Origin of the sequence: Pectobacterium sp. S5, assembly GCF_051707265.1 — a bacterium.
GTDB classification, from domain to species: Bacteria; Pseudomonadota; Gammaproteobacteria; order Enterobacterales; family Enterobacteriaceae; genus Pectobacterium; species Pectobacterium polare.
This window is the reverse complement of the sequence record NZ_JAULSZ010000006.1, coordinates 142,955-158,412: the sequence shown is the minus strand read 5'-3', so window position 1 is coordinate 158,412 and position 15,458 is coordinate 142,955. Positions and strand designations below refer to the sequence as shown.

The 15,458-nt window shown below is 54.8% G+C and carries 13 protein-coding genes; 4 read left to right on the top strand and 9 right to left on the bottom strand.

Annotated elements, in window-relative coordinates; genetic code table 11:
* Positions 1–55 precede the first annotated feature (55 nt).
* Genes QWJ20_RS19275 through QWJ20_RS19250 form a run of 6 tightly spaced genes read right to left on the bottom strand, consistent with a single transcriptional unit; the run spans position 56 to position 7,404 of the window.
* Positions 56–1,189, bottom strand: a complete 1,134-nt coding sequence (locus QWJ20_RS19275; RefSeq protein WP_433993250.1) for an alkylhydroperoxidase domain protein — start codon at positions 1,187–1,189, stop codon at positions 56–58.
* The gene (locus QWJ20_RS19270; protein ID WP_224072812.1) at positions 1,186–2,220 is read right to left on the bottom strand and encodes a putative FMN-dependent luciferase-like monooxygenase; all 1,035 of its coding nucleotides are present in this window, start codon (positions 2,218–2,220) and stop codon (positions 1,186–1,188) included. Before QWJ20_RS19270 ends, QWJ20_RS19275 begins: the two co-directional genes overlap by 4 nt.
* A 32-nt stretch (positions 2,221–2,252) precedes the next feature.
* Positions 2,253–3,941, bottom strand: a complete 1,689-nt coding sequence (locus tag QWJ20_RS19265) for a dipeptide ABC transporter ATP-binding protein (RefSeq protein WP_224072811.1) — start codon at positions 3,939–3,941, stop codon at positions 2,253–2,255.
* The gene (locus tag QWJ20_RS19260; protein WP_174866987.1) at positions 3,938–4,798 is read right to left on the bottom strand and encodes an ABC transporter permease; all 861 of its coding nucleotides are present in this window, start codon (positions 4,796–4,798) and stop codon (positions 3,938–3,940) included. The genes QWJ20_RS19265 and QWJ20_RS19260 overlap by 4 nt, the downstream gene beginning before the upstream one ends.
* Positions 4,795–5,739 carry an ABC transporter permease gene (locus QWJ20_RS19255; protein WP_014913681.1) on the bottom strand — a complete coding sequence of 315 codons (945 nt, stop codon included), beginning with the start codon at positions 5,737–5,739 and terminating at the stop codon, positions 4,795–4,797. Before QWJ20_RS19255 ends, QWJ20_RS19260 begins: the two co-directional genes overlap by 4 nt.
* A 27-nt stretch (positions 5,740–5,766) precedes the next feature.
* Positions 5,767–7,404 (bottom strand): TIGR04028 family ABC transporter substrate-binding protein, encoded by a 1,638-nt coding sequence (locus QWJ20_RS19250; protein WP_433993249.1) that lies wholly within the window; start codon positions 7,402–7,404, stop codon positions 5,767–5,769.
* Positions 7,405–7,725: 321 nt separating this feature from the next.
* Here QWJ20_RS19250 and QWJ20_RS19245 point away from each other — a divergent pair, with 321 nt between their 5' ends.
* On the top strand, positions 7,726–8,928 hold the full coding sequence (locus QWJ20_RS19245; RefSeq protein ID WP_433993248.1) for a serine hydrolase: 1,203 nt from the start codon (positions 7,726–7,728) through the stop codon (positions 8,926–8,928).
* 117 nt (positions 8,929–9,045) lie between these two features.
* Here QWJ20_RS19245 and ghrB read toward each other — a convergent pair whose 3' ends face one another.
* The gene (gene ghrB / locus QWJ20_RS19240) at positions 9,046–10,008 is read right to left on the bottom strand and encodes a glyoxylate/hydroxypyruvate reductase GhrB (RefSeq protein ID WP_433993282.1); all 963 of its coding nucleotides are present in this window, start codon (positions 10,006–10,008) and stop codon (positions 9,046–9,048) included.
* Between the two features lie 340 nt (positions 10,009–10,348).
* On the opposite strand from ghrB, the gene QWJ20_RS19235 reads away from it, so the two are divergent.
* Positions 10,349–12,310 (top strand): methyl-accepting chemotaxis protein, encoded by a 1,962-nt coding sequence (locus QWJ20_RS19235; protein WP_174870687.1) that lies wholly within the window; start codon positions 10,349–10,351, stop codon positions 12,308–12,310.
* Positions 12,311–12,330: 20 nt separating this feature from the next.
* Here the strand turns inward: QWJ20_RS19235 and QWJ20_RS19230 are convergent, their stop codons facing one another.
* Together QWJ20_RS19230 and QWJ20_RS19225 are read right to left on the bottom strand one after the other, a co-directional pair.
* Positions 12,331–12,804, bottom strand: a complete 474-nt coding sequence (locus tag QWJ20_RS19230) for an N-acetyltransferase (RefSeq protein WP_174870152.1) — start codon at positions 12,802–12,804, stop codon at positions 12,331–12,333.
* Positions 12,801–13,364, bottom strand: coding sequence for a DNA-3-methyladenine glycosylase I (locus QWJ20_RS19225; protein ID WP_127156571.1), 564 nt, complete (start codon positions 13,362–13,364; stop codon positions 12,801–12,803). Before QWJ20_RS19225 ends, QWJ20_RS19230 begins: the two co-directional genes overlap by 4 nt.
* A 242-nt stretch (positions 13,365–13,606) precedes the next feature.
* On the opposite strand from QWJ20_RS19225, the gene QWJ20_RS19220 reads away from it, so the two are divergent.
* Both QWJ20_RS19220 and glyQ read left to right on the top strand, forming a co-directional pair.
* Positions 13,607–14,413, top strand: coding sequence for a sulfite exporter TauE/SafE family protein (locus tag QWJ20_RS19220; RefSeq protein WP_433993247.1), 807 nt, complete (start codon positions 13,607–13,609; stop codon positions 14,411–14,413).
* Positions 14,414–14,539: 126 nt separating this feature from the next.
* Complete coding sequence (gene glyQ, locus QWJ20_RS19215; RefSeq protein ID WP_010296573.1) at positions 14,540–15,454, top strand: glycine--tRNA ligase subunit alpha; 915 nt, start codon at positions 14,540–14,542, stop codon at positions 15,452–15,454.
* Positions 15,455–15,458: the final 4 nt, after the last annotated feature.

Sequence of the window (15,458 nt, the reverse complement as noted above, 5' to 3'; positions counted from 1 at the left end):
TGACCCCGAATGGCTCGGTCTGTTTACTAAGATAGTGAAACAGACCGCGTGAGTATTAATGCTCCGGCCAGAACGGTTCGCCTAGCGTGAGCATCAGTCGGTTAGCCCATGAGAAGAAGGCGGCTGACTGCACCACATCGACAATCTCCAGCGTATCCAATCCCTGTTCTTGCAGCAGTTTCAGGTCGTTTGCGTTGACCTGCGCGGGCGTGGCGGAAAGGCGTGCCGAAAAATCGATAATCGCCTGCCAGCGGGGGCTTTGGCCGATGCTTAAATCCCCGCCGGGGACAACGTCCAGAAGCCGTTGTACGTCGCTGTCCTGTTTGGAGAGCTGGCTGGCTTTACGCGCGTGCACCGAGGCGCAATAGATGCAGCCGTTGACCTTACTGGTGACGGCGGCAATCAGTTCGCGCTCTTTGCGTGGCAGGCCGCCAGCGGTATAGAAAATCCCTTTATCTGTCAGCGTGCGCTGTTCCAGTACTGGAAGGTTGCGTCCTAACAGACGGAAATAGTCCGAATCCGTGTGGCCGAAGCGTGCCAGAATCGCCTGCTCATCCGCATTGAAGGCGGCCAGCGGTTTGGGTGCGATCCACGGTTCCCAATCCAGTTCTGCCTGAGTGAACGCCTGCGGTGCAGACTTGCCGCTGTGCGTCTGCGGTTGGGTATGCCACTGACCTGCGACAGCGGCCTGCGAATGCGGTTGGCTGACGCGATGACCGGCAATCAGGCGATAGCCGCGCAGCAATCGGCTTTGAAAATTCACAAATGCAATGAGCTGCGACAGCGTCACGATGTCGTCTACCGACCAGCCCGCCTGCTCCAGCGCGTTGACGTGTGACGCCGAGGCTTGCACGGGCGTTTTCGTCAGGCGTTCGGCATGATCCAGCGCCAGCTGTAGCGCGGGTGTCAGCGCGGGCTCCGGGAAGTCCGTCAGTCGCTCGGCATAAAAATGCTGTAGCTGCTCGTCCTGCTGCCAGCCGCTGATTTTGGTCGCAAACCAGAAGCGCAGCGATAACGGTAATGTCGCGCTGTCTGCGGCGTCGGCGTTAAACAGCGCGTCGTAGCTGCCTTGGGTGTGGCGGGTTGCCGCATCACGGGTTTTTCTGGCGACGGCGAGGGTGGAATCCGGGCTGATTTCAGCCAGCGCATCCAGTACGTCATGGGTGTGTAACGTGTTAGCGTGCGTCATGCAATCTCCTGCCCGATCGGGCTTTTCTGTTTGACGGCGGGCTTCCAGCCCAAAGCGGGGGCAACCTGAGTGGCTATCAGTTCAAGTGAACGCAGAATCAACTCATGCGGTGGATCGATGGAATGCACCTGGAATGTCACATCGGTCGCACGCTCCAGCGAACTGTCTGCCCGCAGTGACGCGATGACATCCTGCGCGGTGCCAACATGGCTATCGAAGGAGGCGATCAGCGCCTCTACCGAGTCGTGAGGAATTGGGCGGAATGTGCCGGAACGGGCGGCGGAGCGATTAAGCCCTTTCTCTGCCAGACTCAGCGCTACTTGACGATCGTCAGCCACGAAAACGCTGCGTGAACTGAGGATGCGCGGTGCGACGCCAGCGGGCAGCGCGGCCAGATAGGCGTCAATCATCGGATTTTGCAGATCGGCGAGCGTGGCATCTGGGAAATGTTCCGGGCGCGGCTGGGTGCGAGAGAGCATCAGGCCATCGCCTGCTTTACCGGCACGCTCCGCGCCTTCAAGAGAAAACGTGGCCTGCCAGACGCGTTTATCCAAATGCGGCGCGGCAGGGTAGAGCTGATTACCGTCTTCACTCAATGCCTCTCCCCGCCACGCGGCACGCAGTTTTTCCAGATAGCGCCCGAGGATCTGCCCGCGCTGGGTGCTGTCATGACCGAACGCGGCAAATGAGGACGGTGTGCCACCGGAACCGACACCGACTTCCAGCCTGCCGTTGCTGAGTAAATCGAGCACGGCGGTGTCTTCCGCCACGCGCAACGGCTCTTCCATCGGCAGCGTAATCACGCCGGTACCGAGTTGGATACGCTGAGTGCGGGCGGCGACCAGCGCCAGAAACACCAGCGGTGAAGGCAGCCCGCCTTCATCGGCGTGAAAGTGGTGCTGCGCGACCCAGGCGCTGTCGAATCCGAGTTGTTCAGCTTTGACGATCTGTTCCGTCGCCAGCCGATAGCGCTGCTGGGCGGATACGTCATCCAGCAATCGCGTGAAAAATCCCAGCCGTTTCGTTGTCATTCTACAGTCCTTGGTTTAGTGCGACTTTTGTTTCAAAGTGAATGTGTTTCAGTGTGAATGTGAGCGTGGTGCGAGCGGGCAAAAGCCGGGTGTTGTTGCCCGGGGATGGCCTCGATGAGTTCACGGGTGTAGCGATGTTCGGGTTGGGCGAAGATCTGCTCCACTGGGCCGGATTCAAGCTGCTTGCCGTGGTACAACACGGACACGGTGTCGGCGATTTGGCGTACCACCGCTAAATCGTGCGAAATGAACAGGTATGTCAGCCCGAGTGATTCCTGTAGCTCGGCCAGCAAACGCAGAATCTGCGCCTGCACGGTGACGTCCAGTGCCGAAACGGCTTCGTCCAGCACCAGCACCTGCGGTTCCAGCACCAGCGCGCGGGCAATGGCGACACGCTGGCGCTGGCCACCGGATAGTTCACGCGGCTTTCGTGACAGCAGCGCGACCGGTAGGGCGACGCGTTCGAACATCTCGTGAATTTTTTGCTCCCGCTGCGCGGCGGTATGGCGATTAAAATTGCGCAGCGGTTCCTCGACGATGTCGTATAGACGCTGCGATGGATCGAGCGAGCTAAAAGGGTTTTGGTAGACCAGTTGGATTTTTTGCCGGAACTGACGCAGCGCCTCACCTTTCAGGTGGGTGATGTCGGTGCCGTCGATCAGAATGCGCCCCGCGCTAGGATGATGGAATCCGAGCAGGCTACGCGCCGTGGTGGTTTTACCGGAACCAGACTCGCCAACAATCGCGTGCGTTGTGCCGCGTGCCACGCTGAAAGAGACGTCATCCACGGCCCGAAAATGTTCCCCTTTACGGCCCGACAGAGGGAAGATCTGCACCAGATTTTCGACCGAGACGATAATGTCAGGATCAGATGTATTGGCACGCTGTGGTCGCGGGGTGGCGTTAAGCGACGGAACATTCGCCAGCAGCGTGCGGGCATAATGGCTTGAGGGCGCGCTGAGCACCTCAAGCGTTGGGCCCTGTTCCTGAATGTAGCCGTTCTGGAACACCAGCAGTCGATCGGCGCGTTCGGCTGCCACCCCCAGATCGTGCGTGACGAACAGCACCGCCGTTCCATTTTCGCGCCGCAGTTCATCGAGCAGATCGAGAATACGTTTCTGCACCGTGACGTCCAGCGCGCTGGTGGGTTCATCGGCAATAATCAGCGCGGGTTTTAGCGCAATCGCAATCGCGATCAGGACACGCTGTTTCATGCCGCCGGACAGCTCGTGCGGATACTGCTTCGCCCGCAGCTCCGGCTGGTTTAGCCCCACGCGCTCCAGCAGCGCCAGCGTTTTCTGGCGGGTCGTCTGGCGATCTTCCCGCTGATGAATACGCAGAATCTCGTCCACCTGCTCGCCGATGGTTTGCACTGGATTCAGGGAACTGGTGGGATCCTGTGGGATCAGACTGATCTGTGCACCGCGCACGCTATCCAATCGCTTCTGCGACCAGCCGCTGATATCCACGCCGTTTAGCCGAATGGCGCCGCGCGTGAGCCTACCATTCTCGGAGAGTAAACCGATGACGGCCTGCGCAGTGGTCGTCTTTCCTGAACCAGACTCCCCCACCAGCGCCACCACTTCACCGGGCTGAATATGGAAAGAGACGCCTTCGACCACGGTCTGCTCGCGGTCATCGCTGCGGTAGGCAATCGTGACATTCTCCAGAGCCAGTACGGGCACGGCCGCGCTGGTTTGTAAGCTGGCTGACAGGCTCATCGTTCCGTTCTCCTGATCGACTGGCTGATACGATTAGCGGACAGCACAACGAATACGACAATCAAGCCGGGGAAGGTGGTTAACCACCAGGCCGTTGCGATGTAGTTGCGGCCCTCGGCGATCAGCAGCCCCCATTCCGGCGTGGGCGGTGGTGCGCCGTAGCCGAGGAAGCTCAGCGTGGAGATAGCCAGAATCGCGCTGCCGAATTGCAGGGCGGCAAAGGCGAAAACGGTGGTCAGCGAGTTCGGCAGAATGTGCCGCCACAGCACGCTAAAAAAGGTGCCGCCGCTGCCGTAGGCAGCTTCGACGTAGTCGCTGTGGCGCACGCGCAGCACTTCTGAACGCACCAGTCGGGTGAAACTGGCGACGGAGGTGACGCCCACGGCAATCGCGGCGTTAACCGTGCCGAAACCCAGCAGGATGATGACGCTCAGCGCTAACAGCAGGCCGGGAATGGCCAGCAACACATCGATGCTGCGCATCACAACGCTATCCAGCCAGCCGCCAACGGCACCCGCCAATAGGCCGAACAGGCTGCCGAGAATCAGACCCAGCCCGACGGCGATAACCGCGCCCGAAAGCGAGTGCACCGCGCCATAAACGATGCGCGCATAGAGATCGCGCCCCAGTTGGTCGGTGCCGAGCCAGTAGTCGGCGTCAGGTGCCAGCCGCTGTGCGCCTGCGATGCCTTCCGTCGGGCTATAGCCAGTAAACCAGCCGGGAAACAGCGCCCAGAGTGCGACGGTCAGCATGACCAGCCAGGCCAACGCCAGCCCCGGCTGAAAGGCGTAGCGACGTAGAAGCGGCCGCTTGCGCAGAAGAGGAAACGTGATTTTTTCCAGCGGTACGGTAGTCATAGCGTGGCTCCTGGCGTGCTTTTCAGGCGCGGATCGAGAAGGGGATAGAGCAGGTCGACGGCCAGATTGACGACAACAAAGGCGGCGGCAGAAATCAGCACGATCGCCTGCAATACGCTGCTGTCTTGATAGTTCACGGCTTCCTGCGTCAATTGGCCGAGCCCGTTACGGCCAAACACGGTTTCGGTAATCAGTGCCCCTGCAATCAGTTCGCCCAGCAGTAAACCAGCGATGGTCAGCGTGGGCAGCATCGCGTTACGGGCGATATGTCGCCAGAGCACGCCGCTGCGGCTGGCTCCTTTGGCGCGAGCGACGGCAACAAACGGCTGGGTTTGCACCTGATCGATGCTGCGCATCAGCACCTGAGCAAGCGGGGCAGAAATCGGCAGCGCCAGCGTGAGAACCGGCAGAATCAGTCCTTCCCATTCGCCGGGGTTAATCACCGGAATCAGCCCAAGGCGGAAAGAGAAAATCTGAATCAGCACGATGCCCAGCCAGAAGGTCGGCACGGAAATGAACAGCGACGGCAGCGATTGCAGCGCGGTTCGCAGCCACTGGAACGGCGTTAACGTTGATAAGAACGCGAGGGCAAACGCCAACAGACCGGCAGCAATAAAACCCAGCACCGCGAGCAGCAGCGTAGGCGGCAGATTTGCGGCAATCAGTTCAGTGACTGGCACGCCCGCCTGAAGAGAGAGGCCGAGATCGCCACGCAGTATCTGGGCTATCGCATGAAAATATTGCGTGAGTACCGGCGTATCGGCACCGTAGGACAACCGCAGCTGCGCGATCTGCTCGGCGCTCAGGCCGAGCTCTGGGTTTTGGAACTTGATCAGTACCGCATCACCCGGCATCGCCTGAAGCAGGATAAAAGACAGGGTAAATGCCGCCCACAGGACGAGCAGTGCCTGACCGATGCGCAATGCCAGATATCGGTTCATGATGACCTCCTCCTTCTTTCTTCTGTGTTACTTATCCAGCCAGGTGTTGTAGAAGCTGGGGCGACCAACGGCTTCAAACGCGATGCCTTTTGTGGTGGGGGCGCCCGCAAACACCTGCGGTTCTTCAAAAATAGGAATGACGTAGGCCTGATCGATCAGGTAGCTCTGTACCTCTCCAACCAGCGCCAACCGCTTGTTGCGGTCGGTTTCCGCCGCGATGCCATCCAGCAGCGTATTCAGATGTGAATCTACAAAGGTGTTCACTTTGTCGCTGGAACCGCCTTTTTGCAGCAGGACGTTACGTACCGTCGGGTAATACTGGCTTTTCAGCACATCCGGGTCGGCACGGCCTACCATCGCGGGAGCCACGCCGGTTTTCAGCGGATCGAGGCTATCGACGGTCTTGCTGCCCGCGTCGCCTGCCAGCACGTTCAGCTTCACGCCGACTTTTGCCCACTGTTGAGAAACCAGCTGTAAGGTTTCTTTATTCTGTGGCTGCGGCAGTGATTCATAGGCGGTCAGCTCCAGCGTTTTGCCGTCCTTTTGCCGTAATCCCTGCGAACCGGTTTTCCAGCCTGCGTCATCTAACAGCTTGTTGGCCTGCGCGGGATCGAACGTGAGCTTGCTGGAGAGATCGACATAGCCTGCGGCGGTTTTAGCCAGCGGTGATGTGGCCTGCGGGTAGTTGTCAGAGAACAGCGTATCGATGATCTCTTTGGTGTTGGTGGCGTGCAGCAGCGCTTGGCGCACGCGGATATCGGCGACCAGTGGGTTATCCGGGCGGAAAACCACGCTGTTATTGACGCCGCGCGTCGGTGGCGCATAAAGACTGAAGCCCTGACTCTGCACTCGCTTCTCATCATAAGCCTGAATCTGACGAATGAAGTCAGCCTGACCAGAGACCAACGCGCCAATACGCACGCTGTCTTCCGGGGTGACCAGATAGGTAATGCCGTCCAGATAGGCGCGTCCCTGATGCTTCGATTTAACCGGAGCCCAGTTGTAATCCTTACGAGCTGTCAGTTTCAGTTCGCGTCCCAGTTTCTCGCTGCTCACGACGAACGGGCCGGAGCCAATAATGTTTTTCGCATTGCCTAACTGATTGAAATTGCGCTCCAGCGTACTGAGAGAAACCAGACCGGAACCGATGGTCGCAGTACCTTGCAGAAAGCCCGGAGACGGCTTCTTAAAGTAAAACTTCACCGTGAGCGGATCGATAACTTCACTACGTAGGTAGTTATTGATGACCTCTGAAATCGGCTGGTTGAGCGCTGTATTCCCTAATCCGTAGGTATCGAAGTTTTTCGCTACTGCGTTGGCATCCAGCGGCGTGCCGTCAGAGAAGCTGACGCCGGGACGAATCTTGAACGTGTATTCGGTGTTATCCGCGTTAATGGTCCAGGATTCTGCAATCCACGGCTCGACCTCCAACGTTTCGGGATTCTGGTACGTCAGTTTATCGGTGATCTGGTTGAGGATGCCGCCGTTCGGGTAAAACCCGCCCGCAGGCGTATAGAGATTGGTGTGCGCCTGCTGCTCCAGATAAATCAGCGTGCCGCCGATTTTCGGCGCGTCGTTCGCTGCCTGTGCGCTTAACGCCCCACCCAGAAGGAGCAATGAGGCAAAAATAGTGAGTTTCTGATGAGGATGCAAAAAAGTCGCCACGATGGTTTTCCCTACAGGTAATGGTTTTTATTAAATTTGTTTTTTATCAGGTGAATATGCGTATCGATTACGTCCTGAAACGGGGGAATACAGCAGAAGACGTTAACCGCTCGTTACAGCCGATACTTCCATAGGAGGTAGGAAACAGCAAAGAACAATACCGGTATTGGTTATCCAGTTTTAGGTAGAAAGAAAGGGAATAACGCGAATAAATTGGAACAGAGTGAAGTGGGGGGAAATATATTAATAGTGCTTTTTGAATGAACCTTTTAAGATCGAAAAAATTCAACGCCCATATAGTCAATTTAAGATATTTTTATTATGCGTTTACGCTTTCGATTTACGCTGTGCATGGCAGCATTATTGATGCTTTCAGGGTGTGGTGCATTATCAAATATGTCTATTGATGAATCGGATGCCGATGTTCTGCGGCTTGCCTGCTATCAGGATTTAACCGCCGAGGTCGATCGTCTGGCCGTTCCTTTCCTTAAACAAAAAGCGATACCGGGCTTGGTTGTTGGGGTGCTAACTGCGGATGGAACGATGCGTAGTTGGGGATATGGCTTTACGGATAGCGATCACCGTTATCCCATTACGGGCGATACCCTGTTTGCCGTGGGGTCGGTGAGTAAAGGATTTATGGCGGAAACCACGGGCATTCTGGTAAAGCGAGGCGTATTACGCTGGGATAATACGCTTGAAGAACTCCTGCCTGGTCATATTCTCTTAAGCGACAGCGCAAAAAAGATCACGTTACTACAGTTGGTTACCCACACTTCGGGCTTACCTCGCCAGATGATGGATATGCAGATGCTGGGGCTTTTTGCCGAGTATCTATTTACCGGGAATAACTTCTATACGCTATTGGATGACGATCGGGTATTGGATTATTTGGCTGACTTTACGGTACCGACGAATCCAACGCCGACGTATTCAAATCTTGGCTATGCCATTCTGGGGTATGTCCTACAGCTGAAAACTGGGGAATCCATTGATCGGTTGGTGAATGAAAATATCATCGAACCTCTCAGACTGGAAAACACCAGTTTTACCCCACAAAAATTAACGCGCTTTCCCTACCGAGCGATTGGTCACGCTGGCGATCAGCCCAAATTTATTATGCGCGGTAAGCCGATACCTGACTGGCACTTTTCTTCCAATATGGTAGGCGCTGCCAGTTTGTACACCAGTGCCAATGACCTGTTGAAATTTTCCCGTGCACATATTTATCCGACGGGTTATTACGCGCTGGACGAAGCTATAAACGATTCAATGAAGACCTATTACAACCGCACCAAACAGGCTGCCAATATTGCCTGGATTACTGATGAGGTCGGCACGCAGCATATTACCTATCAGGTGGGATATATTGGCGGTTATTCAAGTTATATCGGGTTAGATCGCCAGAATCGTATTGCCGTGGTTGTTCTGCAAAACAGCTTCAATTGGGATAATAACCTCGGCCATACTCTTATCTCGCGTATGGGTCAGGCAATGCATTATCAGGGCGTGTGTAAGATTTAAAAAATCGGTTTTCTACATAAGTTCCGACCCGCACGTCTCCAGAAACGCAGCAAACATCGTGACTGGAGCGTGAAGGGCGTTTTGCAAGCAAACGCTTATGTCATATACGACTTAAGGCTATTTCAACACCTGCGGATTAACGCAGTTTTCTTTTACCTGACCGCTCAGGGCGGCAATCAGGTTGTCAACGGCGCAGGCGGCCATGCCGTAACGGGTTTCGTGCGTGGCAGAACCGATGTGTGGCAGTGCCACCACGTTAGGTAAATCCAGCAGCGGAGAATCGACGGGCAGCGGTTCTTTGACAAAAACATCCAGCCCTGCGGCCTGAATTGTTCCTTTCACCAAAGCTTCCGTCAGCGCGTCTTCATCCACAACGGCACCACGACCGATATTAATCAAAATGGCGCTGGGTTTCATTTTTGCCAGCTGTTCGTGGCCAATGAGATGGTGAGTTTCTGCCGTGAGCGGCAGCGTGATACAAAGGAAATCAGACTCGGCCAAGAGCGTATCGAGATCGCAGTGACGGGCATTAAAGCGCTGCTCCGCTTCGGCATGATGGCGGCGTGCGTTGTACAGAACCGGCATGCTGAAACCAAAGTGGGCGCGCTGCGCGACGGCCAGACCAATGCGACCCATCCCCAGAATACCGATGGTTTTATGGTGAACGTCGGTGCCAAACCAGTCGCTGCCGACTCCTTCTTTCCATTCGCCTGCTTTGACCCGTTCGGCCACTTCCACGACCCGGCGGGCGCTGGCGAGCATCAGTGCCAGAACGGTATCCGCCACCGTTTCCGTCAGCACAGTCGGGGTGTGCATGAGAATCACCCCTTTTTCATTCAACGCGTCGACGTTAAAGGTGTCATAACCGACAGAAATGGTGGAGGCTGCGCGTAAACGCGGGGCGTGTTGCAGGAAGTCTTTATCGACTTTACCGCCGGAACCAATGATGCCTTCAGCGGTTGCCAGAGCAGGGTGGTCGAGTGAGGGAAAGGCGTCAAGTTCAGTGACGGTGAAGTGTTGGTCTAAACGAGCGCGTAGGTCGTCAGCAATTTTTTTATACAGGATAACGCTAGGTTTCATCACAAACTCCAGCAGATTAAGGAAGTTAACGTAGAAATAGCTCATCGAATAATCGCGTAGCTGGCGAGAGACTGCAAGCGATACTGCCCCCGCATCTGCCCAAGGTTAACCGTGATTAATGGGGGATTTGCACGATTGCGATGATGAACGATCGCATACAGACGCGCCACCGCCGCATGTGGGGTGCCCCGCGAGCGGCGCGAGGCTTCTTTATGGCTAATTGATTAATATATTTCCTTTGTGATTATTATCACTCGTTTTCAGGTAAAGCATTACCGTAAAAAACCGATAACCCTATCTACGGGGATGTTTTAGGCATGGTTTTTTAATGGGGGCGGAAATGCATTTTTTTACCAGAATTATGAGTAACCTCAAGGTTTCTCATAAGCTGTACGGCGGTTTCGGGATTGTCCTGTTGTTGGTCATGATCGCGTCTGGCGTTGGCGCTGTACGATTTTTTATCATCCACGATCTGTATGTTAAAACGACAATTTTGAATGAAATGAATCACTATCTCGATCAGTCAAAAATGGCGAGGGTAAAATATTCATTCACCTTTGCGGATGACAATATCAAGAATCTCAATACCTACATTAGTCAGGCAAGCCAGCAAAAAGAAAAAGCGAAAGCACTCACGTGGGAAACAGAGTACCTGTCTGATTTTAATAAACTTGATCAAGATTTCGCAGATTATGATACCGATCTGAATACCATGAAAACGGCCGCAAACGCGGTGGTCGAGACGGCAAAGAAAATCAGCCAGATGAATGCCTCCGATGCGTTAACGGCATTTATGACCAATCTCTCTGTCGGCGCGGATGAAAATGCGTTGTCTATGCAGAAGGAAGCCCTCTCGCTGCTGTTCCTGAAACTGGTCAACAGCACCTACACCTTACAAAGAGAGAATAGTGAAGCGGCGTTTAACGCGCAGAAGCAGGTCTATGCCGAATCTAAGACATCCTACGATGCATTAGCCTCGTCGGTCAGCGACGATCGCCGTCGCGTAGTGGATTCATTTTGGCAAGCATTTGAAAACTACCATCAAACGGCAGAACAGTACTACGCGCGGTTGGGGCAGTTGAAAACGACAGATGTTAAATTCCGGGCAACCGGAGACAGAATGACGAGCGATATCGGCAGTATTCTGCAAAAGCTCGGTGCGAAGAATGATGACATTATCAATAGCTCCGTACTGCAAACGCTGATTTTAGGGGCGATTGCCATCGTATTCGGTTTATTGATCGCATGGTCTGTTACTCGACAAATTACCCGACCGATTATCACCAACCTGAAACTGGCGGAACGGATTGCGGGTGGCGATCTTTCAGCGAATGTCACGGTGGAACGTCATGATGAGCTGGGGCAATTAACGACAGCTATGATGGTCATGACGGAGAAATTACGTCATTTAATGACTGATATTCGTCAGAGCGTGTACAGCGTTGAGAGCGCTTCCTCTGACATCGCATCGGGTAATAATGATTTGTCATCGCGTACCGAGCAGCAATCAGCGGCGATTGTAGAAACGGCAGCCAGCATGGAAGAGTTAACGGCTACCGTGAAGAACAACGCCGATAATGCCCGACATGCTAGTCAGATTGCCGGAGAAGCCTCAACCAACGCCAACCGCGGCGGGGATATTATTAACCGCGTGATTAACACCATGAGCGATATTTCAGGGAGTTCGAAAAAGATCTCTGATATCACGACGGTCATTAATAGCATCGCGTTCCAGACCAATATTCTGGCATTGAACGCGGCGGTGGAAGCGGCCCGAGCCGGTGAACAAGGGCGAGGTTTCGCGGTAGTCGCTAGTGAAGTTCGTAGCCTTGCTCAGCGCAGTTCACAGGCAGCAAAAGAGATTGAAAGCCTGATCTCAGAATCGGTTTCGCGCGTCGATACCGGAACTGAGCTGGTTTCTCAGGCGGGAACGACGATGGATGACATTGTGGCTTCCGTGAGCCGCGTGAATGACATCATGGGCGAAATTTCCTCCGCATCGGATGAACAGAGCCGCGGTATTGCGCAAATCGGCAGCGCGGTGGCCGAAATGGATACCACTATCCAACAGAATGCCTCTATGGTGAGCGAATCCTCTGCCGCAGCGAATTCGTTGCAGGAACAGGCCTCGAAGCTGGCAAAACTGATGTCGGTTTTCCGCATATCCGATTCGGATGTTGCCGGTCTGCCAAGGTTGCAAGGTTCGAACACCGGCAACGGGAATTCGGGCAACAAAGCTGCGCCTCGCCTGCCGACGCTCGCGTCGCGGGATAACGGGAACGATAACTGGACAACGTTCTGATATCACGCTGAGTCGATGGCTCAGAGATGATCGATTGAACCAGAGGGAGTGGCATTGGCTGCTCCCTCGTTTGTCCACTGCATGATCAGCGCGGTGGCCTGTGTATCCTGATTGACGTTTTCCTCAACGATGACAAACCCCTGCTTATGGTAGAACCGGCAGGCGCGCGTATTCTGCTGATACACTTCCAGACTGAGTAAGGGGTACTGTGCCTGAACATGCTGGATCAGCGCTGTGCCAATCTGCTTTCCATAATAGGCTTGTTCCACAAACAGCGCGCCAATGAACCGTTCCTCCAGCACGCTGATAAAGCCGATGAGGCTTCCCTGCTCCTCATAAACCCAAGTCTGCGACTGGGGAATATAGATCTCACGTACCGCGCTGGCACTTTCTTGCCAATAATCTTCACGAATAAACGGATGCGCCAGCGTGGTGCTCTTTAGCCAAAGCTGCATCAGCGGGGCAAGATCGGGGTCGCGGTAAGGTCGAATCATGAGGTGCTTTCCTGATGACAAAAGCAGTCGGTGACATGGTCATTGACCAATCCACCCGCCTGCATGAAGGCATAACAGATGGTTGAGCCGATAAATTTGAAGCCGCGTTTCTTCAGGGCCTTGGACATGGCATCCGAAACGTCTGTTTTAGCTGGCACCTCGGCGAGTGAAGCGGGGTGATTGAGACGCGGTTGGTGTTCGACGAAAGACCAAATGAAGTGCGAGAAACTCTCACCCTGACTTTCCATCGCCACCCACACTTTTGCATTGGTGATAATCGCCTCGATTTTCCCGCGATGGCGGATAATGCTGCTGTCCTGCACCAGCCGATCCACGTCATCCTGCGTCATCTGTGCCACTTGCTCAGGATCGAACTGGTGGAAGCAACGACGATAGTGTTCGCGTTTTTTCAGGACGGTGATCCAGGAAAGACCTGCCTGCTGGCCCTCCAGACACAGTAACTCAAACAGCTTCTGGCTGTCTGTGCAGGGCTTCCCCCACTCGTTATCGTGGTAATCCTGATATAAGGTGTCTTGTGTAACCCAGCCGCAGCGTTGCATACCTTTCTCCTGATTAGGGTGAGCCGTTCATTGTAAGGCGGTCTGTCGCAAGTAGGATTCGATCATGGCACTTATGTCGCTGTATATGCAACCAGTGTTTTGCGGGCGTGCTCGCAGATATGAAAGGTCGTTTGCGGATGGGGCAGAAAGTCGTCGCGGAATCATGAATAATGTTTTGCCAACAGCTAAAGGCTGTTCAATCGATCATAAGAAAAGCATAGACAGAGACAGGGGTACAGGGAATGGCAGTAGAGTGGGTAGCGGCCTATCTGGCATTAGGCGCGGTGGTAGGTTTTATGGCGGGGTTATTGGGCATTGGCGGCGGTGGCATTATGGTGCCAGTGCTGACGGCGCTGTTTGCCGCGCAGGGTGTGGATAATACGCATTTGGTGCATCTGGCGTTGGGAACGTCCATGGCGGCCATCGTCGTCACAGCAATTTCCAGCCTACGTACCCATCATCAACATCAGGCGGTGCTTTGGCCTGTGGTAGTGCGGATTACGCCTGCCATCCTGATAGGGACATTCGCGGCCACCTGGCTGGCGACGCTGCTGCCGACGCGGACGCTGGCGATCTTTTTCTCCTGTTTTATGGCCTACGTTGCGCTGCAAATGGTGCTGAATATCAAACCAAAACCGCAGCGCCAGTTGCCCGGTACGGCAGGCGTTTCGATGGCAGGATTGGTGATTGGCAGTATTTCGGCGCTGGTGGCTATCGGCGGCGGGTCACTCACTGTGCCATTCCTGACGTGGTGTAACGTCCGTATTCAGCAGGCGATTGGCACATCGGCGGCGGTCGGGTTACCCATTGCCCTTTCCGGCGCGCTGGGCTACATGATTAACGGCTGGTCATCGACTGGGTTGCCTGACTACAGCGTCGGCTATGTCTCTCTGCCCGCTGTTCTCTTGATTTCTGCTGTCAGCTTCTTCACTGCGCCCGTTGGGGCTCGTCTGGCACACCGTCTGCCTGTGGCGACGTTGAAAAAGGCCTTTGCCGCGCTGCTGTTGCTGCTGAGCCTGAAGATGTTGCAGACCGTTTTTTCAGGCTGATCCTGAAATTTGAAAGATGATGGCGGGGATTTGCACTTGTTGCCGCATTCTGGCTGTATATCTTGCGGTCAGAGGGTATACTGGCGAATTCCTTATAAATCCACTTGTATCGCGCGCGAATCCAACATGCAAAAGTTTGATACCAAGACCTTCCAGGGCCTGATCCTGACGTTACAGGATTATTGGGCTCGCCAGGGCTGCACCATTGTTCAACCATTGGACATGGAAGTCGGCGCAGGCACTTCACACCCTATGACCTGCCTGCGGGCACTGGGACCGGAGCCGATGGCTGCCGCCTACGTGCAGCCTTCTCGTCGTCCGACCGATGGGCGCTACGGCGAAAACCCGAACCGCTTACAGCACTATTACCAGTTTCAGGTCGTCATTAAGCCATCACCGGAAAATATTCAGGAGCTGTATCTCGGTTCTCTGAAAGAACTGGGCATGGATCCGACCATTCACGATATCCGCTTCGTGGAAGACAACTGGGAAAACCCAACGCTGGGCGCATGGGGCCTGGGCTGGGAAGTCTGGTTGAACGGTATGGAAGTCACGCAGTTTACCTACTTCCAGCAGGTTGGCGGTTTGGAGTGTAAACCAGTGACCGGTGAGATCACCTACGGTCTGGAACGTCTGGCGATGTACATTCAGGGCGTTGATAGCGTTTACGATCTGGTCTGGAGCGATGGCCCGTTAGGGAAAACCACCTACGGCGACGTGTTCCATCAAAATGAAGTCGAGCAATCGACCTACAACTTTGAACACGCCGATGTCGATTTCCTGTTCAGCTGCTTCGAGCAATATGAGAAAGAAGCGCAGCACCTGCTGGCGCTGGAAAAACCTCTGCCTTTACCGGCTTACGAACGCATTCTGAAAGCGGCGCACAGCTTTAACCTGCTGGATGCGCGTAAAGCGATCTCGGTTACCGAACGCCAGCGCTACATTTTGCGTATTCGTACCCTGACCAAAGCGGTTGCGGAAGCCTACTATGCCTCGCGTGAGGCGCTAGGTTTCCCGATGTGTAATAAGAAAGAGAGCTAAGAGG